Genomic DNA, 24,892 nt, shown 5'->3' with positions numbered 1-24,892 from the left:
GCCTGCGCATGTCCCCTCCATCCGTACCACAGCCTGCCAGCGTGGTTGAAGGCGATGGCCTGCGCCCGCAGCTGGCGGAGCTGGTGGCCCTGCGCCGGTTGGCCCAGCGGCCACCGCCGCCGCGCCGTGGCCGCGTGGGCAATGCCGGGCAGGCGCCTTCACCGATGCGGGGGCGCGGCATGGAATACGCCGAATCACGCGAATATGTGCCCGGCGATGATGCGCGGCACATCGACTGGCGGGTGACCGCGCGCACTGGTCGCGCCCACACCAAGCTCTTCCAGGCCGAACGCGAGCGGGTCAGCCTGATCGTGGCGGACACATCGCCTGCGCTTTACTTCGGCACGCGTGTACGCTTCAAATCCGTGCAGGCCGCGCGCGCGGGTGCGGTAGCCGCATGGTCCGCACAGCGGCGTGGCGATCGTATCGGTGCCCTGCGTGGCAGTGACCGCGAAGCCCCGGTTGCACCGGCCGGCGGACCGCGTGGCGTGCTGCGCGTGCTCGATGCACTGACCCGCTGGTATGCACAGCCGCCCGCCGATGATCTTGGGCTGGAACGCGCCCTGGACCACGCCGGCCGCGTGCTGCGCCCCGGGGCGCGCATGCTGGTGCTGGCCGACCCCCAGCAGGCCCTGCGCATTGCGCCGGCACGCTGGAGTGCACTGGCCCAGCACCACGACCTGAGCCTGCTGCTGCTGGTTGATCCGCTGGAACTGCAGCCGCCCTCGGCGCCACTGCAGTTCCTGGCGGCACAGCAGCGTATCGGCCTGGACCTGCGCCGCAGCGAAGTGCAGGCACACTGGCGCGCGCACTTCGTCGAACCGCTGCAGGCGATGCGCCAGCAGCTGGCCGCACGCCGGGTCGACGTGCAGCTCCTTTCCACCGATGCGCCCAGCGATGCCTGGCTTGCCCCCGCGCCGACCGAGGTGCCGGCATGAGCGCGGCCCTGCCACTGCGCGATGTCGCGCTGCCGCCCGCGCCCTCGTGGTGGCCGCCCGCACCGGGATGGTTGATGCTGTCTGCCGCGCTGCTGCTGGTGCTGGGCATCGTTGTCTTCTTCATCCAGCGGCGGCGTCGACGGCGCCAGCGCTGGCTGCAGCAGTTCGACGACGAGCTGCACGCGGCGCCGGGTGCAGCGGCCGAACTGGCGGCCATCGCCGGGCTGCTGCGTCGCGCCGCCCGCCTGGCCCAGCCGGGCAGCGAGGCACTGTACGACCACGCGTGGTGGCAGCGTATCGACCCGAAGGAAAACCTGGCTGAGCCGCAGCGACGCCTGCTGGCTGAAGGCGCCTACCGGCCGCAGGTGGCGGCGGACGAGGTGGCCGATGTGCGCCGCTGGGCACGCGAACGCTACCTGCAACTGCTGCAGGAGCGCCGCCGATGAGCCTGCTGGCAAGTTACTGGCCCTGGCCGGATCTGCAGCTGGCCTGGCCTCTTGCGCTGCTGGCGCTGCCCGTGCCGCTGCTGATGTATTTCTGGCGACGTCGTGCCGAGCCCGGCGCCGCCCTGCGCGTGCCGTACGCCGCTGCCGAGCTGCAGGCACTGGCCGGCGGCGGGCGGGTGGATGCATCGTGGCTGCGCACGGTGATTCTGTGGCTGGCCTGGGCCGCGCTGTGCGTAGCAATGGCGCGGCCACAGCAGCTGGGTGAGGCGATCACCCCGCCGCAGCAGGGCCGGCAGATGATGCTGGCGATGGATGTGTCGGGCAGCATGAGCGAGCCGGACATGGTGCTGGGTTCGCAGGCGGTGGAACGGCTGACCGCGGCCAAGGCCGTGCTGGCCGACTTCCTCGACCGCCGCGCGGGCGACCGAGTGGGCCTGCTGGTGTTCGGTGATCGCGCCTACACGCTCACGCCGATCACCGCCGACCTGGCCAGCGTACGCGACCAGCTGCGTGACAGCGTGGTCGGCCTGGCTGGACGCGAAACCGCCATCGGCGATGCCATCGCGCTGGCGGTCAAGCGATTGCGCAGCCAGCCCGAAGGCCAGCGCGTGCTGATTCTGCTGACCGACGGCGTCAGCAATGCCGGCGTGCTGGAACCGCTGCGTGCAGCCGAACTGGCCCGTGCCGAAGGCGTGCGCGTGCATACCGTGGCCTTTGGCAGCGACGGCAGCATGCGTCTGTTCGGCATTCCCATCGCCAGTGACCGCGACCCGGTGGATGAAGCCACCCTGCGTAAAATCGCCGAGATGACCGGCGGCCGTTTCTTCCGCGCCCGCGATACCGATCAGCTGGCCGGCATCTACGCCGAACTGGACCAGCTGGAACCGATCGCGGCAAAGGGCCCGAGCCTGCGCCCGCGCAACGAATGCTATGCCTGGCCGCTGGCCCTGGCCGTGCTGTTGGGCGCGCTGGCATGGTTGTGGCCGGAGCGACGTCGATGATCGCCACGATTCTGCAGCGCCTGGAAGGCATCCTCCCGCAGTGGAGCGCACTGCATTTCCTGCGGCCGGAGTGGCTGTGGGCGCTGCTCGCGCTGCCGCTGATCATCGCTGCCACGCTCTACCGCCAACGGCGCAGCGACGCCTGGCGGCAGGCGGTCGACCCGCATCTGCTGTCGCACCTGCTGGCGGCCGGTGGTCGCCGCCGTGTGCGCCTGTCCTGGACCATCCTGCTGGGCTGGACGCTGGCGGCACTGGCCCTTGCCGGCCCGAGCTGGCGCCAGCAGGCGCAGCCGATGTACCAGGCCGGCACGCCGCTGGTGGTGGTCCTGGATCTGTCCAGCCGCATCACGGCCACCGATCTGCCGCCTTCGCGCCTGCTGCAGGCGCGGGCGAAGATCGGCGCCTTGCTGCGTGCACGCCAGGGCGGCCAGGTGGCGTTGGTGGTGTACGCCGATGACGCGTATACGGTCGCGCCACTGACCGATGACACGGCCAACGTGGCCCTGTATCTGGACGCACTGGCACCGGATGTGATGCCGCGCGACGGCCAGCATGCCGACCGCGGCGTCGACTGGGCCACCCAGCTGCTGCGCCAGACCGGCACGCTGCGCGGGCGCATCCTGCTCATCACCGACCAGGCCGACGCCGCCGCTGCACTCGCTGCAACGCAGGCGCGCAGTCTTGGCCTGCAGGTGTCGGTGCTGGGGCTGGGCACGCCAACGGGGGCGGCCTACCGCGATGGCAGTGGCCAGATCGCACAGGCCGCACTGGACGAAGGCGGTCTGCGCACAGTGGCCACCGCCGGTGGTGGCCAGTACGCGCGCATCGCCGCCGATGACCGCGACCTGTCTGCGCTGGATGTGCTTGATGCCCGTGATGGCAGCGCACGGCCGGGCACGGGGCAGGGCGCGCAGTGGCAGGACGAAGGCTACTGGCTGCTGCCGCCGCTGATGCTGCTGGCGCTGTTGGCGTTCCGCCGCCGCGCGGTGCTGGCTGCCGTGCTGGCGTTGGGCCTGTTGCCGCTGGCCGGCAACCTGCAGGCGCAACCGCGGGATACGCCGACGAAGGCCGCCGGCACGCTGTGGCAGCGTGCCGACCAGCGCGAGCACCAACGCATTGCCGAAGGCGTTCAGGCCTACCGCAACGGCGACTTCGATACCGCGCGTGCACGCTTCGAGGGCATCGACAGCGACGCCGGTCTGTACAACCTCGGCAACGCGCTGGCGCGACAGGGGGACTACGACGGCGCCATCGCCGCCTACGACCGCGCACTGGCCAAGCATCCGGGCATGGCCGACGCGGTGGCCAACCGCGCGGTGGTGGATGCCGCGCGCAAGCGCAAGCCGCCGTCGAACAAGGACCAGAACAACCGCTCCAACCCGGACAAGGGGCAGGGCCAGCAGCCGCCGCAGCAGGGCCAGCAGCAGGGCCAGCAGCAGGGCCAGCAGCAGGGCCAGCAGGGCAGTCCCGGGCAGCAGGATCCGAAGTCCGGGCCGCCGCCGGGCAAGCAGGGCCAGCAGCCACCGCAGCAGGGCACGCCCGGCGAAAAGAACAGCCAGGATGCCGGACCGCAGGCGGCCGACGCGCAGGCGCAGGCCAAGGCCGATGCCGAGCAGCGCCAGCGCATGCAGCAGGCCATGCAGCAATCGAAACCGGGCGAACAGGGCAAGCCCGCCGTGCGCGGCGATGGGCGCACGCCGCAGCAGCGCGAGGAACAGCAGGCCGTGGAGGCATGGATGCGGCGCGTGCCCGATGACCCGGGCTCGCTGCTGCGGACCAAGTTCCAGCTGGAAAACGAACGTAGAAAAAGGGAAGGACGATGATCGGCGCGTCGCGGGGGACACTTCAGGGGCTGGTGCTGTTGGCGATGCTGCTGATCGGGCTGCCATCGGCCGCGCTGGCGCAGACCCGCGCGTGGCTGCAGCCCACCCGCACCACGCTGGGCGAGCCGGTCACGCTGCAGGTGGAAACCGACCAGGGCAGCCCGGACTACACGCCGTTGCAGGCGGATTTCGTACTGGGCGCGCAGAGCAGCAACCGCCAGGTGCAGTGGAGCAATGGCGCCATGCAGCAGCGCAATGTCTACACGGTGACCCTCACCCCGCGCCGCAGCGGCACCCTGCTGGTGCCCTCGCTGCAGGTCGGCAGCCAGCGTACCGAGCCGCTGCAGCTGCAGGTGGGCACTGGCACGGTGGCCACCGCACAGAGCAACGCCGCCGCCTTCGTCGAAACCGAAGTGGATGATGCGCATCCCTACGTGCAGCAGAGCGTGGGCGTGGTGGTGCGGCTGTACTTCGCCTCGCAGCTCGCTTCCGGCGAACTGGTGCTGGATACGCCCCAGGGTGCCTCGCTGCAGCGGGTGGGCGAGGACCGCACCGATGTGCGGCAGATCAACGGCCGTCGCTACAACGTGGTGGAGCGGCGCTTCCTGCTGATTCCCGAACGCAGCGGGCCGCTGCGCCTGCCTGGTGCGCGCTTCACTGGGCGTACTGCCGGTGGCTTCTTCGATGATTTCTTTGGCGCCGCTGGCGATGGGCGCATGAATGCCGTCGCCCCCGAACGCACGCTGCAGGTGCGCGCGCAGCCGGCGCAGGCGCCGCAGCCGTGGTTGCCGCTGCACGGCCTGCAGCTGCGCTACACCAGCGCGCCCGACAGTGCGCATGCCGGCGAAGCGGCCACGGTGGTGGTCGAAGCGCTGGCCACGGGAGCCACCCGTGCCCAGTTCACCGATCTGCCGGTGCCCGACCTGGGCGATGCCGGCCAGGTGTTCGCCGAACCGGCCCAGTACGATGAGACCTTCAGCGGCAGCACGCCACGCCTGAAGATCACCCGGCGCTATTCGATCGTGCCGCGCCAGGCCGGCACGCTGGTGGTGCCGGGGCCCAGAGTGACCTGGTGGAATGTCGACGATGGCAGCGCCCAGCAGGCCACGTTGCCGGACCTGCGCCTGGCGGTGGCTGCCGGGCGGGGCGGCACTGCGGCCGCCCAGCCCATCGACACCCAGGCCGCTCTGCCCGGCGATGCAGCGCCGCCGGACGCACTAACCGCGGTGCCGGCCGGTGTGGCCGACGCACGCCCGTGGCCGTGGATCGCGGCCGCCGTTGGCCTGGCCGTGCTGTGGCTGCTGACCCTGGCCTGGGGGTGGCGCCGTGGCCGTCGCACGTCGCCGGCCGCGCCGCTCACGCCTGCTGCTGCCAGCAGCGGCGGCACAGCGCGTGGCAGCGTGGCCGAACTGCGCCGCGCGCTGGATGGCGAGGGCTTCGACCAGGTGCAGGCCCAACTGTGTGCGATGGTCGGGGTTGATCGGCTGGAGCAGGTCATCGAACGCTTGGCCGATCCTGTGCAGCGCCAGGTATTGCTGGACCTGCAGGCCGCGCGCTGGGGCGGGCAGGGCGAGGTGTCCGCGCTGCGTGCGCGCCTGCGCGAGAGCTTCCGTGACGGACCGCACTGGTTGGCACCGCAGCGCACCGCCGACACTGGCCTGGCACCGCTGTATCCCACGCAGCGACCCTGAACCGGCGCGGCTTGCGCGCTTTGTTAGAGTAGATTCATTTTTCGAGGAACGCCGCGTATGACAGCAGCTGCTGCCGACAAGAAGAAGTTGCCCCTGCACTGGAAGATGGGCATCGGCTTTGCGGTCGGCCTGGTCCTGGGACTTACCGTGCATGCCCTGGGTGGCAGCGTCGATGGTCTGCAGGCCGGTGCCAAGTGGGTCATGGACTACATCACCACGCCGGCGTCGGGCCTGTTCCTCAACCTGATCTTCATGCTGATCGTGCCGCTGATCTTCTCGGCGCTGATCATGGGCGTGTCCGAGATGGGCGACATCCGCGCCCTCGGCCGCATCGGCTGGAAGACCCTGGCCTACACCGTGCTGCTGTCCGGCATCGCCGTGGGCATCGGCCTGGTGCTGGTCAACGTGCTCAAGCCGGGTGCCGGCGTGGACCCGCAGACCGCCGCGCTGATGCTCTCGGAGAATGCCGAGCGCAGCAAGGAAATCGTGGCCGGCATCCATGGCACGCCCAAGGGCATGGACATGCTGCTGTCGATCGTGCCGAGCAACGTGCTGCAGGCTGCTTCGGACAATGGCGCCATCCTGTCGCTGATGTTCTTCGCGCTGATGTTCGGCATCGGCATGGTGCTGACCGACGAGGCCAAGGTCGCTCCGCTGCGTCGCGCCATCGAGGGCGTGTTTGAAATCTCGATGACCCTGATCAACCTGGTCATCCGCCTGGCCCCGTATGCGGTGGCCTGCTTCATGTTCAACCTGGCTGCACTGTTCGGCTTCGAGCTGATCATCCGCCTGGGCGCGTACGTGGGCGTGGTGGTGCTGGCGCTGGGCCTGCACATGGTGGTGACCTATGGCACCGCCGTGTGGCTGTCGGGCCGCTCGCCGCTGTCGTTCTTCCGCGATACCCAGGAAGCCACGGTGATGGCGTTCTCCACGGCGTCCAGCAACGCCACCCTGCCGACCGCGCTGCGCGTGGCCGACCAGATGGGCCTGCCGCAGCGGGTGTCGCGCTTCGTGCTGACCGTGGGTGCCACGGCGAACCAGAACGGCACCGCGCTGTTCGAGGGCGTGACGGTCATCTTCCTGGCCCAGTTCTTCGGCGTGGACCTGTCTATCGGCCAGCAGTTCATGGTGATGGCGGTCTGCATCCTGGGCGGCATCGGCACTGCCGGCGTCCCCTCCGGCTCGCTGCCGGTGGTGGCGATGATCTGTGCGATGGTGGGCGTGAACCCGCTGGGCATCGGCCTGATCCTGGGCGTGAACCACTTCCTGGACATGTGCCGTACTGCGCTGAACGTGACCGGCGACCTGGCCCTGACCACCCTGGTGGCCAAGGGCGAAGCGCCGGATACCCCGGCCGAAGCCGCGGCCGCCGCCGCCCGCCTGGACAACTGATTCCGACGACGCCTGAACGGGGTCGGATCCCTTTCCGCCAGGAAAGGGCTCCGGCCCCGTCCTGTTCCGGGACGACGTTGACCTGACCCTGCCCGGCGTCTGTGGGACAATGACGCGCCCGCAGTTTCGCGGCCGCCTCCCGATTCCGACAGAACCATGACGCAGCCTACCCGTCGCCAGTTGGCCAACGCCATCCGCTTCCTTGCCGCTGATGCGGTTGAAACCGCAAATTCCGGCCATCCCGGCATGCCCATGGGCATGGCCGACATCGCCGAAGTGCTCTGGAACGACTATCTCCGGCACAACCCGAACAACCCGCAGTGGTTCAACCGCGACCGCTTCGTGCTGTCCAACGGCCACGGCTCGATGCTGCAGTACGCGCTGCTGCACCTGAGCGGCTACGACCTGCCGATCGAGCAGCTCAAGCAGTTCCGCCAGCTGGGCAGCCACACCGCCGGCCACCCGGAGCGCCACGAGACCCCGGGTGTGGAAACCACCACCGGCCCGCTGGGCCAGGGTTTTGCCAATGCCGTGGGCTTCGCCCTGGCCGAGAAGCTGCTGGCACAGCGCTTCAACCGCCCGGAACTGGAGATCGTCGATCACCGCACCTGGGTGTTCATGGGCGATGGCTGCCTGATGGAAGGCGTGTCGCATGAAGCGGCTTCGCTGGCCGGTACCTGGGGCCTGCACAAGCTGGTCTGCTTCTGGGACAACAACCACATCTCCATCGACGGCAACGTCGAGGGCTGGTTCACCGACAACACCCCCGAGCGTTTCGAGGCCTATGGCTGGAACGTGGTGCGCGATGTCGACGGCCACGACCCGGAAAGCATCAAGGCCGGCATCGAAGCTGCCCTGTCGCAGAGCGACAAGCCGACCCTGATCTGCTGCCGCACCATCATCGGCTTCGGTTCGCCGAACAAGGCCGGCAAGGAATCCAGCCACGGCGCCGCGCTGGGCAAGGACGAACTGGCGGCCACCCGCAAGGCGCTGGACTGGAACTACGGCCCGTTCGAGATTCCGGAAGAGATCTACGCCGGCTGGCGTGCCGGCGGTACCGGCACCCTGCGCCAGGCCGAGTGGGAACAGCAGTTCGACAAGTACGCCGCGCAGTACCCGGCTGAAGCCGCCGAACTGACCCGTCGTTCGCACGGCGCGCTGCCGGCCGACTTCGTGGCCCAGGCCGATGCCTACATTGCCAAGGTCGCCGCTGAAGGTGCCACCATTGCCTCGCGCAAGGCCTCGCAGCTGGCCATCGAAGCCTTCGCGCCGCTGCTGCCGGAAATCGTCGGCGGCTCGGCCGACCTGGCGCACTCGAACCTGACCCTGTGGAAGGGCAGCAAGTCGGTGGCCACCGACGACGCCAACGCCAACTACGTGTACTACGGCGTGCGCGAGTTCGGCATGACCGCCATTGCCAACGGCCTGGCCCTGCATGGCGGCTTCATTCCGTTCGACGCCACCTTCCTGGTGTTCAGCGATTACGCCCGCAACGGCGTGCGCATGAGCGCGCTGATCCCGGCCCACGCCATCCACGTCTACACCCACGACTCGATCGGCCTGGGCGAAGACGGCCCGACCCACCAGCCGGTGGAGCACCTGGCCTCGCTGCGCTACATCCCGAACAACGACGTGTGGCGCCCGTGCGATGCCGTCGAATCGGCGGTGAGCTGGAAGGCCGCGATCACCCGCCAGGACGGCCCGAGCTGCCTGGTGTTCAGCCGCCAGAACCTGCCGCACCAGCCGCGCAGCGCCGAGCAGATCGCCCAGATCGAGCGCGGTGGCTACGTGCTGGCCGATGCGGCCGGCACCCCTGACGTGATCCTGATCGCCACCGGTTCGGAAGTCTCGCTGGCCACCGAAGCCAAGGCCCAGCTGGACGCCGCCGGCCTGAAGACCCGCGTGGTTTCCATCCCGTCCACCGACGTGTTCCTGCGCCAGGATGCGGCCTACCGTGAATCGGTGCTGCCCAATGCGGTTCGCAAGCGCGTGGCGATCGAAGCCGGCGTCACCGGTTTCTGGCGCCAGTTCGTCGGCCTGGACGGTGCGGTGATCGGCATCGACACCTTCGGTGCCTCGGCCCCGGCGGACAAGCTGTTCAAGCACTTCGGCATCACCACCGACCACGTGGTGGCGGCGGCGAAGGCGCTGTAAGCAGCCCTGCGAAGCAGGAAAGGGAAAGGCCGGCGCAAGCCGGCCTTTCTCGTTTCCGGGTGAACGTATTGCCTTTGCCGGAACGTTTCATCGATGAACCGGTGATGTCGCGTTGGCCTCTTCCGCATTTACCGCGCTTTCTGCGAAAACAACGACCTTCGTGGCATTCGCCGGGCAAGCCTGGTCCGGGTGATGGAGGAATCGTGCACAGGACGCATATCCCATTTGCAGGATGTAAGGTGATGCCTTACAGTTGGCGAGCGTGATCGTCAGCTTCCGGCACAAGGGGCTGAGAGCGCTCTACGATCGGGCTGACGCGTCAGGCGTCCGCGCGGACCATGTGGGCCGCTTGCGACGCCTGCTCCATCAGCTGGATCAAGCCAATCTCCCCGGCGATATGGGAATACCAGGCAATCGTCTGCACCCATTGCAAGGGAACTACAAAGGCTATTGGTCCGTGAGCGTTTCGGCGAGCTGGCGCCTGGTCTTCCGCTTCCGGGGGATCGATGTTGAATTGGTCGATTACCTTGATTACCACTAGGAGCACGTGCGATGCCGATGCATGACCCGCCTCACCCTGGGCAATCGCTACGCGAGGACATCCTGCCCGCGATCAACATGTCCATCAGTGCACTCGCGCTCCACCTGGGGTACTCACGTGGGCAGCTGTCGACGATCATCAATGGCCATGCCGGCATTTCCGCAGAGCTGGCGTACCGTCTGGAACTGGCTGGCCTGGGGAACGCACGGATGTGGCTGGCGATGCAGGCAGCCTATGATCTATGGCAGGCAGAGCATCGGGAGCATCCTCCGATCAAGCGTCTGCATGTCAGCCAGTAGATCCACGCCATGCGTGGATGGTTACGACAACGCGTCGCGGACATCCATCAATGCAAACCCCAGCAGGTTCAACCCGCGCCACTGCGCTGGGTTGTGCGCGTCGGCGTGGTCCTTGGCCAGGCCGATACCCCAGATGAAATCCACCGGGCTGGCTTCGACCAGCACCCAGCCGGCGGTGGCGCGCAGGAACGCGCCCAGTTCCGGGTTCTGTGCGAACTTGGCCCTGTTGCCTTCCACCACCAGCGCGTAGCGCGCCTGGGTCCAGCGTGCTTCATCGAAGCCTTCGATCCTGCGGCCCAGTGCCTTGGCCTTGTCCGGCGTGGTGCTGGCGAGGATCTCTCCGAGAAGGTCGGTCGCACCGAACAGGCGCGCCTTGCCGGCCATCATGTAGTGCTCGGCGGTGCGGTAGTGCACGCCATCGACATCGAAACCTGCCGCATACCACTGGCTGAAGCAGGACGCAGAGACACCGCTGCGCGGCGGCTGGTGGCCCCAGAAACACAGATAGCGCAGGTCTTCGCCCGCAGCCTGGCGCTGCTGCAGGTCATGCAGGAAACGGGAATCGTCGCTCATCGTCACAGCATACCGCGTCAGCGACGACGCCCCTGTAGCTGCCAACCTTGGTTGGCATCGCGGTCCGCGTCCGCCGGGCGTGGCCCGGCACGACCATTGCGCGGTTACGCAGTGCGGGCGAGGGCCAGCCGCAGCAGGCGTGCATTCACGCGCTCGCCCAGATCCTTTGGCGCCTGCAGGCCCATGCGCTGCAGGTACACCGCATCGCCATCACCGGCAGGTTGCCGCAGCGCAGCCCAGACAGTGCGCAGCATGTCAGCGCGCGTCTGCGTGTTCGATTTCAGCCAGCCCAGCGCCTTCACCAGCACCTGCTCGATCTCGTTGAAATCGCTGCCCAGCGGATAGTCGGGCAGCGTGCCATCGGCACGGAACGGTGCCAGCGCCGCCGCCAATGCCTGCGGGGTGTTGCGCTGCGCACGGTGTGGATCCACCTGCCGCCCGGCACGCAGCTTGCGCGAGGCATAGGCCTGCTGCAGAAGCCCGGCCTGGAACGGCGCTTCGGTGATCGCGGCCATCGCCTGCACGCAGTCGTCGTCGGTCAATGCGCGCAGATCGGCGATGCCGTACTCGTTGAGGTAGATGTCGCGCAGGTGCCGTGGAATGGTGGTGTGGCCGTAGTTCCAGCGCACGTTCGAGGCACGCTGGCCCTTGTCGTCGCGCGCGGCGCGGAACATCAGCACGCTGCGCGCCTCGGGCAGGGCATGGGCCATCGCCACGAAGTTGTACTGGCCGCCCACGCCGGATACCACGCGGCCATCCTCCAGCGCATCGGAGACGGCTGCACCCAGGGCGGTGGCCATCATGCAGGAGTTGAAGAAGCGCGCATGCCGGCGCTGCAGCCGTTCCAGCGTTTCGTTGCCGCCATACAGCTGGTTGATTTCGCTGATGCGGCGCATGCCGATCGCCCGGCATTCGTTTTCGGGCAGCGTGCGCAGCCAGTCGTAGAACTCGGGCGAACCAAGGTAGAACGCGCCGTGCAGGTACTCACCTTCGGCGTCCAGCGTGGCATGGTCGATGGACAGCGTGCTGCCATTCTCGATGCGCTGCATCAGCGCCAGATCGTCGTGCACCTTGCGCCGGATGACGCCGGTCTGCACCAGCCGCCGGAAGCCTTCGTTGAGCATCTCGCTGCAGCCATACAGGCCCACCTCGAAGGGATCGAGGCCGCCGATCTCCTGCACCAGCGGGTGGCTGGCCAGCTGCGGGTCCAGTGCGTTCAGTACGCGGCGGTAGCGCGCGTTGTCGGTGTGGCGCAGTACCAGCGCATGGCTCAGAGCATCGGCCAGCGTGCCGATGCCGATCTGCAGCGTGCCGCCGTCACGCACCAGCGTGCTGGCGTACAGGCCGATGGCGTAGTCCGCATCGGCCACCGGCTGCCGCGGCAGGCCGAACAGGGCCGGGTAGGGCGGCGGCGGGGTAATGACCAGATCGAAGAAGGACACATCCACCGTGGCCGTACCGCCCAGGTAAGGCAGCTGCGGATCGATCTCGGCCACCAGCAGGGGCCGCGGCAGGCCGCGTGCAGCCATCGCATCCAGGGTGTCCTGGGTGATGTCGTTGTTGCACGACAACGACAGCCGACGGTCGTCCGGGCGCATCGCCACCTTCTGCACGATCACCTGCGGCGCGCGCTGCGCCACGGCATCGGCCGCGTGCGTGTAGTTCAGGCTGGTGTAGCTGGACTGCGCCTGGCGTGAGCCGAGCAGCCCACCGGACTGCATGTAGAACTCCTCCACCTCCACATGCGCCGGCAGTGCATCACGGGCGATCGCATCGGCATAGGCCAGGCGCGGGAAGTCCTCACCGAAATGGCGCTGCACGAACGGCGCCATGAAGCGCGCCTCCAGGCCGTCGCCGCGTGCCTTCGGCGGATTCAGCGACAGCGCGGTGTACAGCTGCAGCGGCCGCGACGGATCCCCTTCCACGCGCGCATACAGGGCATTGAGCAGCCGATGCGGCTTGCCCAGTGCCAGCGGAGCGCCCACCCGCAGCGGCCCTTCCACGCGCGCGAACAGCCAGTCTACGGCGGCGTCCAGGTCGGTCAGGTGTTCGGTCATGCGTGGCGGTCCTGCGGCAAGGGGAGTGCTGGCATTACAGCATGTCGGGCTTGAACCGCCGTCGACGCGAGATTTCCGCGCCCGCCACCATGAACCGGCCATCGCCCCGGTAGTGGAAGGTACGCGGCAGCTTCGGCCGTGGCGCGACGTGGGCGCGCACGATTTCCCAGATGAAGAGGTTGCTGGCTTCGATCTGGCTGTCGTCGTGAAGCCGGCACTCGAAGCTGGAATGGCACTGGCCCACCAGCGGCGCGGCGACCTCGCGCGCGGGCACCGCATCCAGGCCGAAACGCGCGAACTTGTCGACCTCGCGGCCACTGCAGTTGCCGATATCCACCACGGTGTCCAGCAGCTCCACGCCGGGAACGTTGATCACGCACTGCCGGCTGTCGCGGGCCAACGCAAAGCTGTGGTTCTCGTTCCACAGGTAGGTGGCCACCAGCGAGGGCGAGAAGCCCATCACCATGTGCCAGCCCATCGTCATCAGGTTGCGTTGCCCGTGGGCCGCGGTGCTGACCAGCACGATGGGGCCGGGTTCAAGGAAGCGGCGGGCCTGTTCCACCGGGAAATCCAGTTTGCGCAGCGGCTTCATGCGGGCTCCAGCGGGGCAGGAGCGACCGATGCTGGGGCAGGCGCGATGAACCTGCAGTCGAGGGGGTTGACAACCGGATCGATTACGAGCGTAATCGGGCTGTCGATTACGGATGTAAATCATGAGCCCGATCAGCGAAGCCGAAGCCGTTGTGATGGAGGTGCTGTGGCAGCAGTCCCCCCGCAGCGCCGAAGACGTGGTGGCCGCGCTGGCCCACCGCGAGTGGGCCGAGCCGACCATCAAGACCCTGCTCAACCGCCTGCTGACCAAGGGCGCGATTGCCGCAGAGCGTGATGGCCGCCGCTACCTCTACCAGCCGCTGCTGCAGCGCCAGGCCTGGGTGGAGGCGCAGAGCCAGGATTTCATCGGCCGCGTGTTCGACGGCCGGGTGGCGCCGCTGGTGGCCCATTTCAGCGAGCGTGGCCAGCTGACGGCGCAGGACATCGCCGAACTGAAGAAGCTGATCCAGGAGATGGACGATGAATGAGCTGCTCGAAGGACTGTGGCGGGCCAGCCTGTGGCTGGCGATGGGCGTTCTGTTGCTGGCAGCGGTGCGACCGCTGCTGGTGAAGCTGGGCGGTGCTGGCCTGGCCTACCGCAGCTGGTGGCTGCTGCCGCTGCTGCTGATGGCCGTGCTGCTGCCACTGCCGGTGCTGCCGGCCCTGCAGCATGTGCCCACGCTGCCGCTGAAGGTCGTGCCCATGGGCGTTGAGGGCGTCCCGGCGCAGCTGCCGATGTGGCCCTGGTTGCTGGCCTTGGCCTGGGCCACAGGCGCCGGGCTGTGTGCGCTGCGCGAACTGCGTGCGCAACGCCGCTTCGAGCGCCGGCTGGGAACGCTGCGGGCGCGGGCCGATGGCAGCTGGCAGGCCAGCGCCGATCCGGGGCTGCCCGCACTGGTCGGCCTGTGGCGGCCGCGCATCGTGGTCGGGCCGCACTTCGACCAGCAGTTCGATGCCGAAGAACAGGCGTTGATCCTGCGCCACGAACGCAGCCATCGCGGTAATGGCGACCACTGGGCCAACGGCGCACTGCTGCTGGCACGCACCGTGTTCTGGTTCCACCCGTTGTTGCCCTGGGCCGCGCGCCGCTTCCTGCGCGACCAGGAACTGGCCTGCGATGCGCGTACCGTTGCCGCGCAGCCGATGCAGCGCCGCCTTTATGCCAGCACGCTGCTCAAGGCGCAGCTGGTCCACCCGGTTGCACCGATGGCATGCCATTGGCGCAGCCAACCCGTGTTGAAGGAGCGTATCGCCATGTTGAAGCAGTCGAAGCGGAAGGCAGTGTCGAAAGTGACCGGTCAGATGTTGCTGGTGGGGTTGTGCATGGGTGGGGCCGCGCTGGCCTGGGCGAGCCAGGGGGCGGCGACGGGGGTACCGTCGATCAGTGCCGAGCCGTTCCAGTACGCCCAGGCGGATGCTGCCAAGGATGGGCTGGACACGCCGATCCAGGTACAGAACATGTCACCCCCGAGCTATCCGGTGGGCGCGTTCGAGAAGGGCCAGACCGGTGTGGTGAAGCTGATCGTGGCCGTGAATGAAAAGGGCGTGGCCACCGATGTGCGTGTGGAAAGTGCGACCAATCCGGGCGTGTTCGAGGCTGCGTCGATCGCAGCGGCGCGCAGCTGGACGTTCAAGCCGGCAACGAAGGATGGCAAGCCGGTGGCCGCCAAGCTGCGCATTCCGATCACCTACGCCATGGACAACACCGAGGCGAACGGCGGCCAGACGCAGTGAAGGCAGCACTGAAGCGCGCACCGCTGTGCATCACAGCGGTGCTGCTGGCCGGCTGCGCTACCCAGGAACGGCTGACCACGGTTGAAACCCGCAACGAGAGCGTCGGCCACCAGCGCCTGAGCCCCGAGGGGGGCGGCGGCGGTGGCCAGATCCAGCCCTACACGCTGGCCGCCACGGAAGGCTATCGGATGCCGCAGCTGTACGCGGGTCCGGACCCGGAAGTGGGCGAGCGTGACCCACGCACCGCGCTGCCACCCACCACGGTCTGCCTGCAGGTGGTGGTGGATGCGGAGGGCAAGGTCGATCGCACCCAGCCATTGACCGACCGCAGTGCCTGCACTGCAGGAACGTTGACGGAAAATGCCCCGCTGCTGCAGGCGGCGCAGGAGGCCGTTGCCCACTGGAAATACTTCCCGGCAGCGGTCTGCCACTTTGCGCCGGGCAAGGTGCCGGATGAGCGTGGTTGCGAGGGGGCCGAGCGCGTCAATCCGGTAGCCGTCACCCTGCAGTACGCGTTCACCTTCGAGATCGCGAAGGGCCAGCACGTAGTGCGCACGCAGGGCCGGTAGCGCCGGGCGGTGCCCGGTGGCGCGCACAGGGCGGGGCTGCGGTCAGGCCCCGCCCTGGATGTTGGCCTTCACCGCCGGCTGCATCAGCTTCGGCTCGGCCAGGGTTGCATCACGTGCCTGCCGGACGCTGACGAACGCCGCTTCATCCACGCCTTCGTGCACGTGGATGTTGTGCGCGCGCTGCGCACCGATGGTGGTTTCGTTGGCGACCGCGCGGCCGCCCGGACCATAGTCGTGGCAGACGAACACGCGGGTGGCAGCCGGCAGCGCCAGCAGGCGCTGGATCGAACGGTACAGCTGCGCGGCGTCACCGCCGGGGAAATCGCAGCGTGCGGTGCCGCTGTCGGGCATGAACAGCGAATCGCCAGGGAACAGCGCATCGCCGATGAGATAGGCAATGCTGTCGCTGGTGTGGCCGGGCACTGCGATGATGCGGCCCTGCAACCGGCCCAGCGCGAAGGTTTCGCCATCAGCGAACAGATGGTCGAAATGCGTGTCCAGCGCGGGCCCATCCAGGCCGTAGCGGGGGGCGAACGTAGCCTGCACCGCGCGGATTCCCTCGCCGATGGCCAGCGTCGCCTGCGGGAAGTGCGCCTTCAACCGCCGCCCGGCCGACACGTGGTCGGCGTGGGCGTGGGTTTCCAGCAGCCAGCGCAGGTGGAGGCCCTGCCGGTCGATGGCTTCCAGCAACGGGCGCACCGGCGCATCGCTGCTGGCGTCGGTGTCGGGGTCGTAATCCAGCACCGGATCGATCAGCGCGGCCTCACCGCTGGCCGGGTCGCTGACCAGGTAGCTGAAGGTGTTGCTGTCGCGGTGGAAGAAGGATTGGACCTGGGCCGACATCGGAACCTCCTCAGCGCGTGCCGAGCACGCGGTTCAGCAGTTGTGCCAGATTCTCGCCGGCCAGCCGCAGCTGCGCTTCGGCGACCGGGCGATAGCGCGCGGTGTATTCATCGCCGATCTTGTGCGCAGCCGGGTACACGCCCGGCTGCACCGAGATGCGGCAGCTGGCCTCGGCCCAGCTCTGCGGGTCGCGCTGCGGGTTGGACTGGCGCGCCAGCTTCGGTGCAGGCAGCGCACGCAGCACCGGCAGGTAGCCGGCGTCATCCAGCTTGCGCGTGTTGAGCATGCCGCTGTCCCACAGCGAGTGCAGGTTGGTGCCGCGGTTGCCGAACTGCAGCTGGAAGTCGTTGCCACCCTTGTCGTGGCCGTAACCGGCGTGCATCGGCTGGTGCACGTCGCCCACCAGGTGCACGACGAACTTCAACGCCTGCAGGCGCTCGCCGTCGGTCAGGCTGCGGTCGCCCAGGATGGCACTCTGGGCCTTCAGCGCTTCGACGATGCAGTTGCCGTTCTTGCAGTGCTTCGGCGGCTCGTAATGGCAGCCGTCTTCGGCGATGTTGACGTAATGCCAGCCGGCGGAGCGACGGCCCAGGCCGGGGTCCTTGGCGCGCAGCTGGTCGGCCCACGGCGCGATGCTGGCCAGGGTGGCACCGGGTTCGGTGGCCAGCAGGCGGTCGACCTCGGCACGCGCGGTCGGGGTGAGGCGGGTATCGGCCACTTCGGCCACCAGGCGATGACCCTGCGCGCCCCAGGCATGGGCGGGGGCGGACAGGGTCAGCAGGGCCGGCGCAAGGGCGGCAGCGAGAATCAGGGAGTGCAGGGCTTTCATGCGCCCATTCTAGCGGGGGTGGTGGAAACGAAGCTTGACGCCGCGCGGCCAGTCGCCACGCGGTCTTGATGCCGCCGCCACTACGTTGGTGGGGATGGGCATGGGAGGGGCCGATGGCGATCACGGACAGGCGCATCACCGCAGGGCATCCAGGCGATGACGGCTTCGCCTCCGCATTCAATACCCAGGTGCGGTGGCGCATGCGCTGCGCGTGCGCGCTGGCGGCGGCATTGTCTGTGGGCTTTGCCGTGCTCGATCAGTTCTGGCTGCCGCCCGAGGTCAACGCGGTGGTACTGCGCTGGCGGCTGGGGGTGCTGCTGCCGGTGCTGCTGCTGGGGGTCCTGCTGACGTTCGTTCCCCCGTTCAGGCAGCGCCTGCAGGCACTGGGCGGCTGCGTGGTGCTGGTTGCCGGGCTGGCCCTGGTGACGATGATCTGGACCGCCCATCGTGCCGGTGTGGATTACCCCTATGAAGGCATCAGCCTGTTCCTGCTGCTGAACTACTTCCTCTGCGGCCTGCGCTTCGGCGTGGCCACGCTGACCGGCACGCTGATCACCGCCGCCTTCGTCCTGGCCGAAATCCAGGTAGGCCGGCAATGGGCGCAGATGCTGCAGGGGGTGATGTTCGTGCTGGCCAGCAACCTGGCAGGCATTGTCGGCAGCTACATTTCCGAACGGCAGGCGCGGGCCACGTGGCGGGCCGAGCAGCAGCTCGATGCCATGGCCAACCATGATGGCCTGACCGGCTTGCTGAACCGGCGCGCGTTCGACCGCCGTGCACGCGAGGTCTTCCAGGGCTACCTGCGCACGCCGCATGCGCGCGGCGCACTGCGCATCGCGATGATCGACATCGACTTTTTCAAGCGCTACAACGACCGTCACGGCCACCCGGCCGGCGACACCGTGCTGCATGCGGTGGCCGTCACCCTGGCAGCGCAGTTGCGCGATGCCGGCTCGGTCGTGGCCCGCTATGGCGGCGAGGAGTTCGTCGCGCTGGGGTACTGGACACCGGGGACGCCGGAAACCGCGCCTTTCGAGCAGATGCGGCAGCAGGTGCAGGCCCTGGCCATCGCCCACGTGGATTCAGAGGCCGCGCCGGTGGTGAGCGTCAGCATCGGCGTGGCGCGCTGGCACGATGACGGCGGCGACACGCTGGAGCGCGCACTGGCACGCGCCGACGAAGCCCTGTACCGCGCCAAGGCGGGCGGCCGCAACCGCGTGGAAGTGGCCACAGACGTGTAGATCCACGCCATGCGTGGATGCAAACAGACGTGTAGATCCACGCCATGCGTGGATGCACACAGACGTGTAGGTCCACGCCATGCGTGGATGCACACAGACGTGTAGATCCACGCCATGCGTGGATGCTCCAGGAAAAAAGCCCCGGCACACACACCGGGGCAATCTGCTGCGAGGGTCTGGGGGTCTTAGAACTTGAAGACGTACGACACGCCGTACACCAGCGGGTCGATGTTCACCGTGCCGATCTTCTCGCCGTCCAGCTTCACCTTGCTGTCGATATCGATCCAGCGCATGTCCACGCGCAGTGCACCCTTTTCGCCAATGGCGAAGTCCACGCCGGCATGCGCGGCCAGGCCCCAGGAGTCTTCGAGCTTCAGCTTGCTGCCGGCCAGCGCGCCAGTGGTGTCTTCACTGAAGAAGGTGGTGTAGTTCAGGCCCGCACCCACGAACGGCGAAACCTTGCCCTTGCTATTGAAGTGATACTGCAGGGTCACCACCGGCGGCAGCTGCTTGCTGCTGCCCACCCGGCCCAGGCCGTTGATGTTGATGTCGTGCTTGAACGGCAGGGCGGCCAGCACTTCGATGCCCAGGTTGTCGGCGATGAAGTACTCACCGGTAATGGTCGGCTTGACGTCGTTGTCCACGTCCACCTTCAGGGTGCCACCGGCCAGCGAGCCGTTGTTGGACTTCGGGGCGACCTGGTGGACGCCTGCGGAGACGGTCCAGTCACCCTTGGACTGGGCCATGGCCGGGGTGGCGGCCAGGGATACGGCGGCGGCCAGGCCGGCCAGGATCAGGGGGGAGGTCTTGCGCATCGGGGTGTTCTCGTTACGGGGTAGATGCGGCCAGTCTCGGCCTCACGCCGCGCTAACGCTTTGATCCGGATCAAATCCTGTCTGGGCGCCTGCCGGGCCGCGGCACTGGCCGGCGGTGGCCAGGGCCGTGCTGGTAGACTTGGGGGCCCTATCCACCCCGCCGCACCTGTCGCGGCTGCAGGAGCTTCTGAACATGGCAATCAAGGTTGGTATCAACGGTTTCGGTCGCATCGGTCGCAATGTGCTGCGCTCGGCGGTGCTGAACTTCGGCGATGACATCGAAATCGTGGCCATCAACGATCTGCTGGAGCCGGACTACCTGGCGTACATGCTGAAGTACGACTCCGTGCATGGCCGCTTCAAGGCCGATGTGGCGGTGCAGGGCAACGATCTGCTGGTCAACGGCAAGAAGATCCGCCTGACCCAGGAACGCGACCCGGCCAACCTGAAGTGGGATGAAGTCGGCGCCGACGTCGTCCTGGAAGCCACCGGCCTGTTCCTGACCAAGGAAACCGCGCAGAAGCACATCGATGCCGGCGCGAAGAAGGTCATCCTGTCGGCTCCGTCGAAGGACGACACCCCGATGTTCGTGTTCGGCGTGAACGACAAGACCTACGCCGGCCAGGCCATCATCTCCAACGCGTCGTGCACCACCAACTGCCTGGCCCCGCTGGCCAAGGTCATCAACGACAAGTGGGGCATCAAGCGCGGCCTGATGACCACCGTGCACGCAGCCACTGCCACCCAGAAGACCGTCGATGGCCCGTCCAACAAGGACTGGCGCGGTGGCCGTGGCATCCTGGAAAACATCATTCCGTCGTCCACCGGCGCGGCCAAGGCCGTCGGCGTGGTCATCCCGGAACTGAACAAGAAGCTGACCGGTATGAGCTTCCGCGTCCCGACCTCGGACGTGTCGGTGGTCGACCTGACCGTCGAGCTGGAAAAGGAAGCCACCTACGCCGAAATCTGCGCCGAAGTGAAGGCACAGAGCGAAGGCGCGCTGAAGGGCATCCTGGGTTACACCGAAGACAAGGTGGTGGCCACCGATTTCGTCGGTGAAACCCACACCTCGGTGTTCGATGCCGACGCCGGTATCGCCCTGGACGGCACCTTCGTCAAGCTCGTGTCGTGGTACGACAACGAGTGGGGCTACTCGAACAAGTGCCTGGAAATGGCCAAGGTCGTCGCGGCCAAGTAAGGCCCACGAAGATCCGTACACGAACCCCGGCTTGCCGGGGTTCGTCGTTCATGGGCCCGGCTGACGTAGCATGGGCCACGGACCGCTGCCGCTGGGGCGCGGCTGCGTTGGGGTAGACGAAGAATGGAAGCACTGATCGTCCTGGTGGTTTTGGCCCTGCTGGCGATACCGCTGCTGCTGGTGGTGGCGCTGGTGATGATTGCCGGCCTGCGCCGGCGCGTGGCCGCACTGGAAAGCACCTTGGCCCAAGGCGTTCCCGCCGTTGCCGCCGCGCCACGCGCGGTCGAGCCGGCCGCCGCCGCAGAACCTGCTGCACCTTTGGCCGAGGCCAGCGAACCGCCATTCCTGCGCCCGGCTGCTGCTGCCCCGCAGCCGCTGTCGCCCGCACCGGCTGTTGCGCAGCCCGCCGCCGTGCCGCCGCCGGTCCCGGCGCCGCCACCCCTGCCGCCGGAGCCTGTGCAGCCCAACGTGATCGAACGCGCCGTGGGCGCGGTCAAACGCTGGTTCACCGAAGGCAATGTGCCGGTGAAGATCGGCATGCTGGTGCTGCTGGCCGGCGTCGCCGCGCTGCTCAAGTACGTCAGCGATCAGGGCTGGCTGGTGCTGCCGATCGAGCTGCGCCTGGCCGCCATCACGGTCGGCGCGCTGGGCCTGCTGGGCTTCGGCTGGTACCAGCGCGAGCGCCGCCGGCTGTTTGCCCTGGCCTTGCAGGGCGGCGCCATCGGCGTGCTGCTGCTGACCATCTTCGCGGCCTTCAAGCGCTTTGAACTCATCAACCCCGGCTTCGCCTTCGCCAGTTCGATCCTGCTGGTGGCCGGGCTGTGCGTGTTGGCCGTGGTGCAGAACTCGCGCACGCTGGCGGTGCTGGGCATCCTCGCCGGCTTCATGGCGCCGCTGTGGCTGTCCACCGGCAGCGGCAACCATGTGGGCCTGTTCAGCTACTACGCGGTGCTCAATGCCGGCATCTTCGCCATCGCCTGGTTCCGCCCGTGGCGTGCGCTCAATCTGCTGGGCTTTGCCTTCACCTTCGGCATCGGCACCTTCTGGGGCGTGCTGCAGTACCGCGCCGACAAGTTCACCAGCACCGAACCGTTCCTGCTGCTGTTCTTCGCCTTCTACCTGCTGATTCCGCTGCTGTACGCGCGCCGCCAGCCGGCCGAGCGCCGCGATCTGGTCGACGGCAGCCTTGTGTTCGGCACGCCACTGATCGCGTTCTCGCTGCAGGCCGGCATGCTGCATGAGCAGCCGATGACGCTGGCGTTGTGCGCGCTGGGCCTGGCGGCGATCTATGCGGTGCTGGCGCGCGCGCTGATCCATCGCGCGTCCTACCGCGTGCTGGCGCAGTCGCACGCGGTGCTGGCGGTGGGCTTTGCCACGCTGGCGGTGCCGCTGGCGCTGTCGGCGCGCGCCACCGGCGCGGTGTTCGCATTGGAAGGTGCGGGCCTGGCCTGGCTGGGGCTGCGCCAGCAGCGCTGGCTGCCGCAGGTGGCTGCCGCGCTGCTGCAGCTCGGGGCCGCCTTCGCGTTCGTGGTGGGCGCCGACTACTGGCACGCGGACGCGCGGTTCCTGCTCAACCCCACCGCCATCGGCGCGCTGCTGCTGGCGCTGGCCGGCTTCGCCAGTGCATGGAGCTACCAGCGCCGCGCGCGGCACGACGTGGCGCTGGTCTATTACCTGTGGGGCCTGCTGTGGTGGCTGGGCGGCTTCATTCATGAGATCGGCCGCTTCATCGAGCGCACTGCGCAGGCTGACGCCCTGCTGGTGCTGGCCGCACTGACCGCCTGGCTGGCTGCGGAAGCGCAGCGCCGCCAGCCCGCGCGCGCGCTGGGCGTGACCGCCCTGGTGATGCTGGCGACAGGCTTCCCGCTGGCCCTGCTGCAGAGCGATGCGCACCAGCAGCCGTTCGCCGGGTACGGCGCGCTGGGCTGGGCGGTGTTTGCGGTGCTGGGCGTGCGCACCCTGCTGTGCCTGCGCCAGGGCGGCGATGGCGTGGCCCGCATCGCCCAGTTCCTGTGGTGGCTGCTGTGGCCTTCGCTGCTGTCCCTGCTTGCGTTGTGGGGCGGCGATGCCGCGCATCTGGCGCAGGGTTGGACCGCGTTGCTGGTGACTCTGCCGTGGCTGCTGCTGGCGGCCGTGTCGCTGTGGCGCTGGGCATGGCTGCGCTGGCCGCTGGGCGACGCCTTCGATGCGGCACGCACGTCGCTGCAGAGCGTGGTGTTCGCTGTGCTGGCCTGCGCATGGTGGATCGGTATCAGCCTGGCCGGCGATGCCGCGCCGCTGCCGTGGCTGCCGGTACTCAACCCCGCCGAACTGTCGCAGTGGCTGGGCCTGCTGTTGGCCGCCCGTTGGCTGTTCGGCGGCCAGGCCCCGGCCGCGCTGCAGCGCCTGCGCGTGCCGTTGCTGGCGTTGGCCGGATTCATCGCGCTCACCAGCACGGTGCTGCATGGCGTGCACCACTGGGGAGGCGTGCCGTGGGCGCCGTCGATGGCCCGCGAAAGCCTGGCGCAGACCAGCCTGACCGTGCTGTGGAGCGTGCTGGGCGTCATCGCCTGGGTCTGGGGCTCGCGTCGTGGCCAGCGCATCCTGTGGATGGTCGGTGCCGTGCTGATGGCGGTAGTGCTGGCCAAGCTGGTACTGATCGACCGCCAGCACCTGGGCAACCTGTTGGGTATCGCATCGTTCATTGCCTACGGCCTGCTGTGCACGGTCGTGGGCTATCTGGCGCCGGCGCCCCCGGGCACCGCGCCAACCGTGGAGAACACGCAATGAAGAAGTGGAGTGCGGCACTGCTGCCGATGTTGCTGGCGTTGGCCAGCGTGGCATCCGCGCAGGCCACCGACTACCGCGCGCACTATGCCGAACAGTGGCCGTTGAGCCTGTCCAGCGCGCAGTCCGGCGCCTATCGCGTGGTGTTGGAGCCCGCCATCTACCGCCGCGCCGGCCGTGCCGATCTGGCAGATCTGCAGGTATTCAACGCCGCCGGTCAGGCATTGCCATCGGCGCTGCTCGCCCCGGACCAGCCGCTGGCCCAGCCGCCGGTGCAGCGGGAGCTGCCGTGGTTCGCGCTGCCGCGGTTGGCCGAAGCACAGCGCAATGATCTGCAGCTGCTGACCGAGCGCGATACCGACGGCCGCGTGCGCCGGGTTGAAGCGCGCGTGGGCGGTGGTGCGGTGGCGAACGGGCAGGGCGGCTGGCTGATCGACGCCAGCGTGCTGGGCCAGCAGCCGCTGGCCGCGCTGGTGCTGGACTGGGCCGACAGCGGGCAGCCGTTGCAGGCACAGGTGCAGCTGGATGCCAGCGACGACCTGCAGCACTGGCGGGCCGTGGCGCGCGATGTGCCGCTGGTGGATCTGCAGCGCGCCGGCAAGCGCCTGCTGCAGCGGCGGCTGCAGGTGGATGGCAATGCGCGTTACCTGCGCGTCCTGCCGCAGGGCGACGCGCGCCTGCCGGTGCTGCGCAGCGTGCTGGCCGAACTGCCACCCGCGCCGGCGACGGTGCCGTGGGAGTGGCTGTCGCTGCAACCGACCGCCGCGGGTACGGGCGAGTACACCTTTGAACTGGACGGGCGGTTCCCGGTCAGCAGGGCCGACGTGGCCAGCGCCGACAACAGCCTGGTGCAGTGGACGCTGTACAGCCGCGACGACCCCGGTGCCGAATGGCAGCGCCGCAGTGCCCCCTGGATCGCCTATCAGGTACAGCAGGGCGCACCGGGCCAGCGCCAGCAGTCTGCCGCGCAGGCACTGGGCGGCCCTTGGCGTGACCGCTACTGGAAACTGGTGGCCAGCCCGGTGGAAACCGCCACCGCGCCGACCCTGCGCCTGGGCTACCAACCCGAAGTGATGGTGTTCCTGAGCCAGGGCGCGGCGCCGTACGCGCTGGCGGTGGGCAGTGCAACCGCACGCCGTGCCGAAGCACCGATCGCGGTGCTGATCGAGGAACTGCGCCAACGCAACGACCCCGCGTGGCAGCCGACGCTGGCGCGTCTGGAAGGCGCACCGGAGACGTTGGCCGGCGATGCCGCGCTGAAGCCGCCGCGCGACTGGAAGGCCTGGCTGCTGTGGGCATTGCTGGGCCTGGGCGTGCTGGTGGTGGGCGGCCTGGCGCTCAGCCTGCTGCGGCAGAAGCCCGCGCCCTCGGCGTAACCGCCCGGCGGCCGC

Annotated in this window: 22 protein-coding genes; 16 read left to right on the top strand and 6 right to left on the bottom strand. The window is 68.5% G+C overall.

Annotated elements, in window-relative coordinates:
• Positions 1-8 precede the first annotated feature (8 nt).
• From C1924_RS15895 to C1924_RS15855, 9 genes are all read left to right on the top strand, one after another.
• Complete coding sequence (locus C1924_RS15895; RefSeq protein WP_108766168.1) at positions 9-938, top strand: DUF58 domain-containing protein; 930 nt, start codon at positions 9-11, stop codon at positions 936-938.
• Positions 935-1,384: a DUF4381 family protein gene (locus C1924_RS15890; RefSeq protein ID WP_108766167.1), complete on the top strand. Its 450-nt coding sequence runs from the start codon at positions 935-937 to the stop codon at positions 1,382-1,384. The genes C1924_RS15895 and C1924_RS15890 overlap by 4 nt, the downstream gene beginning before the upstream one ends.
• A complete protein-coding gene (locus C1924_RS15885; protein ID WP_108766166.1) occupies positions 1,381-2,385 on the top strand; it encodes a VWA domain-containing protein in 1,005 nt (334 codons plus the stop codon). Before C1924_RS15890 ends, C1924_RS15885 begins: the two co-directional genes overlap by 4 nt.
• Positions 2,382-4,208, top strand: a complete 1,827-nt coding sequence (locus tag C1924_RS15880) for a VWA domain-containing protein (RefSeq protein ID WP_254051155.1) — start codon at positions 2,382-2,384, stop codon at positions 4,206-4,208. The genes C1924_RS15885 and C1924_RS15880 overlap by 4 nt, the downstream gene beginning before the upstream one ends.
• The gene (locus tag C1924_RS15875) at positions 4,205-5,899 is read left to right on the top strand and encodes a BatD family protein (RefSeq protein ID WP_108766164.1); all 1,695 of its coding nucleotides are present in this window, start codon (positions 4,205-4,207) and stop codon (positions 5,897-5,899) included. Before C1924_RS15880 ends, C1924_RS15875 begins: the two co-directional genes overlap by 4 nt.
• A 57-nt stretch (positions 5,900-5,956) precedes the next feature.
• Complete coding sequence (locus C1924_RS15870; protein ID WP_108766163.1) at positions 5,957-7,291, top strand: dicarboxylate/amino acid:cation symporter; 1,335 nt, start codon at positions 5,957-5,959, stop codon at positions 7,289-7,291.
• A gap of 156 nt (positions 7,292-7,447) precedes the next feature.
• The gene (gene tkt / locus C1924_RS15865) at positions 7,448-9,445 is read left to right on the top strand and encodes a transketolase (protein WP_108766162.1); all 1,998 of its coding nucleotides are present in this window, start codon (positions 7,448-7,450) and stop codon (positions 9,443-9,445) included.
• Positions 9,446-9,707: 262 nt separating this feature from the next.
• Positions 9,708-9,986 (top strand): type II toxin-antitoxin system RelE/ParE family toxin, encoded by a 279-nt coding sequence (locus C1924_RS15860; protein ID WP_108767092.1) that lies wholly within the window; start codon positions 9,708-9,710, stop codon positions 9,984-9,986.
• A gap of 11 nt (positions 9,987-9,997) precedes the next feature.
• Entirely contained in the window at positions 9,998-10,285 is a 288-nt protein-coding gene (locus C1924_RS15855) for a HigA family addiction module antitoxin (protein WP_108766161.1), read from the top strand.
• Positions 10,286-10,306: 21 nt separating this feature from the next.
• Here the strand turns inward: C1924_RS15855 and C1924_RS15850 are convergent, their stop codons facing one another.
• The 3 genes from C1924_RS15850 to C1924_RS15840 form a co-directional block, all read right to left on the bottom strand.
• Entirely contained in the window at positions 10,307-10,858 is a 552-nt protein-coding gene (locus tag C1924_RS15850) for an NADAR family protein (protein WP_108766160.1), read from the bottom strand.
• A 104-nt stretch (positions 10,859-10,962) separates the two neighbouring features.
• On the bottom strand, positions 10,963-12,915 hold the full coding sequence (locus C1924_RS15845) for an acetyl-CoA hydrolase/transferase C-terminal domain-containing protein (protein ID WP_108766159.1): 1,953 nt from the start codon (positions 12,913-12,915) through the stop codon (positions 10,963-10,965).
• A 34-nt stretch (positions 12,916-12,949) separates the two neighbouring features.
• On the bottom strand, positions 12,950-13,507 hold the full coding sequence (locus C1924_RS15840) for a flavin reductase family protein (RefSeq protein ID WP_108766158.1): 558 nt from the start codon (positions 13,505-13,507) through the stop codon (positions 12,950-12,952).
• 121 nt (positions 13,508-13,628) lie between these two features.
• Here C1924_RS15840 and C1924_RS15835 point away from each other — a divergent pair, with 121 nt between their 5' ends.
• Genes C1924_RS15835 through C1924_RS15825 form a run of 3 tightly spaced genes read left to right on the top strand, consistent with a single transcriptional unit; the run spans position 13,629 to position 15,809 of the window.
• Positions 13,629-13,994, top strand: coding sequence for a BlaI/MecI/CopY family transcriptional regulator (locus tag C1924_RS15835; protein ID WP_108766157.1), 366 nt, complete (start codon positions 13,629-13,631; stop codon positions 13,992-13,994).
• Positions 13,987-15,240 carry a TonB family protein gene (locus C1924_RS15830; RefSeq protein ID WP_108766156.1) on the top strand — a complete coding sequence of 418 codons (1,254 nt, stop codon included), beginning with the start codon at positions 13,987-13,989 and terminating at the stop codon, positions 15,238-15,240. The genes C1924_RS15835 and C1924_RS15830 overlap by 8 nt, the downstream gene beginning before the upstream one ends.
• An 8-nt stretch (positions 15,241-15,248) precedes the next feature.
• On the top strand, positions 15,249-15,809 hold the full coding sequence (locus C1924_RS15825) for a hypothetical protein (RefSeq protein WP_108767091.1): 561 nt from the start codon (positions 15,249-15,251) through the stop codon (positions 15,807-15,809).
• Between the two features lie 42 nt (positions 15,810-15,851).
• Here C1924_RS15825 and C1924_RS15820 read toward each other — a convergent pair whose 3' ends face one another.
• Both C1924_RS15820 and C1924_RS15815 read right to left on the bottom strand, forming a co-directional pair.
• Positions 15,852-16,652 (bottom strand): MBL fold metallo-hydrolase, encoded by an 801-nt coding sequence (locus C1924_RS15820; RefSeq protein ID WP_108766155.1) that lies wholly within the window; start codon positions 16,650-16,652, stop codon positions 15,852-15,854.
• 10 nt (positions 16,653-16,662) lie between these two features.
• Entirely contained in the window at positions 16,663-17,481 is an 819-nt protein-coding gene (locus tag C1924_RS15815; RefSeq protein ID WP_108766154.1) for a S1/P1 nuclease, read from the bottom strand.
• A 113-nt stretch (positions 17,482-17,594) separates the two neighbouring features.
• Between C1924_RS15815 and C1924_RS15810 the strand changes: the two genes are divergently transcribed.
• Positions 17,595-18,722, top strand: coding sequence for a GGDEF domain-containing protein (locus C1924_RS15810; RefSeq protein WP_108766153.1), 1,128 nt, complete (start codon positions 17,595-17,597; stop codon positions 18,720-18,722).
• A 185-nt stretch (positions 18,723-18,907) separates the two neighbouring features.
• On the opposite strand, the gene C1924_RS15805 is transcribed toward C1924_RS15810, so the two are convergent.
• Positions 18,908-19,537, bottom strand: a complete 630-nt coding sequence (locus tag C1924_RS15805) for an OmpW family outer membrane protein (protein ID WP_108766152.1) — start codon at positions 19,535-19,537, stop codon at positions 18,908-18,910.
• Between the two features lie 193 nt (positions 19,538-19,730).
• Here C1924_RS15805 and gap point away from each other — a divergent pair, with 193 nt between their 5' ends.
• The 3 genes from gap (at position 19,731) to C1924_RS15790 (ending at position 24,877) form a co-directional block, all read left to right on the top strand.
• Entirely contained in the window at positions 19,731-20,735 is a 1,005-nt protein-coding gene (gap, locus tag C1924_RS15800; protein WP_079222994.1) for a type I glyceraldehyde-3-phosphate dehydrogenase, read from the top strand.
• 123 nt (positions 20,736-20,858) lie between these two features.
• On the top strand, positions 20,859-23,504 hold the full coding sequence (locus tag C1924_RS15795) for a DUF2339 domain-containing protein (protein WP_108766151.1): 2,646 nt from the start codon (positions 20,859-20,861) through the stop codon (positions 23,502-23,504).
• Positions 23,501-24,877 (top strand): DUF3999 domain-containing protein, encoded by a 1,377-nt coding sequence (locus C1924_RS15790; protein WP_108766150.1) that lies wholly within the window; start codon positions 23,501-23,503, stop codon positions 24,875-24,877. Before C1924_RS15795 ends, C1924_RS15790 begins: the two co-directional genes overlap by 4 nt.
• The last annotated feature ends 15 nt before the right edge of the window (positions 24,878-24,892 follow it).

Origin of the sequence: Stenotrophomonas sp. ESTM1D_MKCIP4_1 (genome assembly GCF_003086895.1) — a bacterium.
Taxonomy (GTDB): Bacteria; Pseudomonadota; Gammaproteobacteria; order Xanthomonadales; family Xanthomonadaceae; genus Stenotrophomonas.
This window is presented reverse-complemented; position numbering and strand designations above follow the sequence as displayed.

What these genes read in the sequence shown, in the direction of transcription:
- C1924_RS15875 (WP_108766164.1), top strand. Translation starts at nt 4,205, where the DNA reads ATGATCGGCGCGTCGCGGGGGACACTTCAGGGGCTGGTGCTGTTGGCG.
- C1924_RS15890 (WP_108766167.1), top strand. Translation starts at nt 935, where the DNA reads ATGAGCGCGGCCCTGCCACTGCGCGATGTCGCGCTGCCGCCCGCGCCC.
- C1924_RS15870 (WP_108766163.1), top strand. Translation starts at nt 5,957, where the DNA reads ATGACAGCAGCTGCTGCCGACAAGAAGAAGTTGCCCCTGCACTGGAAG.
- C1924_RS15855 (WP_108766161.1), top strand. Translation starts at nt 9,998, where the DNA reads ATGCCGATGCATGACCCGCCTCACCCTGGGCAATCGCTACGCGAGGAC.
- C1924_RS15895 (WP_108766168.1), top strand. Translation starts at nt 9, where the DNA reads ATGTCCCCTCCATCCGTACCACAGCCTGCCAGCGTGGTTGAAGGCGAT.
- C1924_RS15840 (WP_108766158.1), bottom strand. Translation starts at nt 13,507, where the DNA reads ATGAAGCCGCTGCGCAAACTGGATTTCCCGGTGGAACAGGCCCGCCGC.
- C1924_RS15845 (WP_108766159.1), bottom strand. Translation starts at nt 12,915, where the DNA reads ATGACCGAACACCTGACCGACCTGGACGCCGCCGTAGACTGGCTGTTC.
- C1924_RS15815 (WP_108766154.1), bottom strand. Translation starts at nt 17,481, where the DNA reads ATGAAAGCCCTGCACTCCCTGATTCTCGCTGCCGCCCTTGCGCCGGCC.
- C1924_RS15835 (WP_108766157.1), top strand. Translation starts at nt 13,629, where the DNA reads ATGAGCCCGATCAGCGAAGCCGAAGCCGTTGTGATGGAGGTGCTGTGG.
- C1924_RS15830 (WP_108766156.1), top strand. Translation starts at nt 13,987, where the DNA reads ATGAATGAGCTGCTCGAAGGACTGTGGCGGGCCAGCCTGTGGCTGGCG.
- C1924_RS15810 (WP_108766153.1), top strand. Translation starts at nt 17,595, where the DNA reads ATGGCGATCACGGACAGGCGCATCACCGCAGGGCATCCAGGCGATGAC.
- C1924_RS15885 (WP_108766166.1), top strand. Translation starts at nt 1,381, where the DNA reads ATGAGCCTGCTGGCAAGTTACTGGCCCTGGCCGGATCTGCAGCTGGCC.
- gap (WP_079222994.1), top strand. Translation starts at nt 19,731, where the DNA reads ATGGCAATCAAGGTTGGTATCAACGGTTTCGGTCGCATCGGTCGCAAT.
- C1924_RS15820 (WP_108766155.1), bottom strand. Translation starts at nt 16,652, where the DNA reads ATGTCGGCCCAGGTCCAATCCTTCTTCCACCGCGACAGCAACACCTTC.
- tkt (WP_108766162.1), top strand. Translation starts at nt 7,448, where the DNA reads ATGACGCAGCCTACCCGTCGCCAGTTGGCCAACGCCATCCGCTTCCTT.
- C1924_RS15850 (WP_108766160.1), bottom strand. Translation starts at nt 10,858, where the DNA reads ATGAGCGACGATTCCCGTTTCCTGCATGACCTGCAGCAGCGCCAGGCT.
- C1924_RS15795 (WP_108766151.1), top strand. Translation starts at nt 20,859, where the DNA reads ATGGAAGCACTGATCGTCCTGGTGGTTTTGGCCCTGCTGGCGATACCG.
- C1924_RS15790 (WP_108766150.1), top strand. Translation starts at nt 23,501, where the DNA reads ATGAAGAAGTGGAGTGCGGCACTGCTGCCGATGTTGCTGGCGTTGGCC.
- C1924_RS15880 (WP_254051155.1), top strand. Translation starts at nt 2,382, where the DNA reads ATGATCGCCACGATTCTGCAGCGCCTGGAAGGCATCCTCCCGCAGTGG.
- C1924_RS15805 (WP_108766152.1), bottom strand. Translation starts at nt 19,537, where the DNA reads ATGCGCAAGACCTCCCCCCTGATCCTGGCCGGCCTGGCCGCCGCCGTA.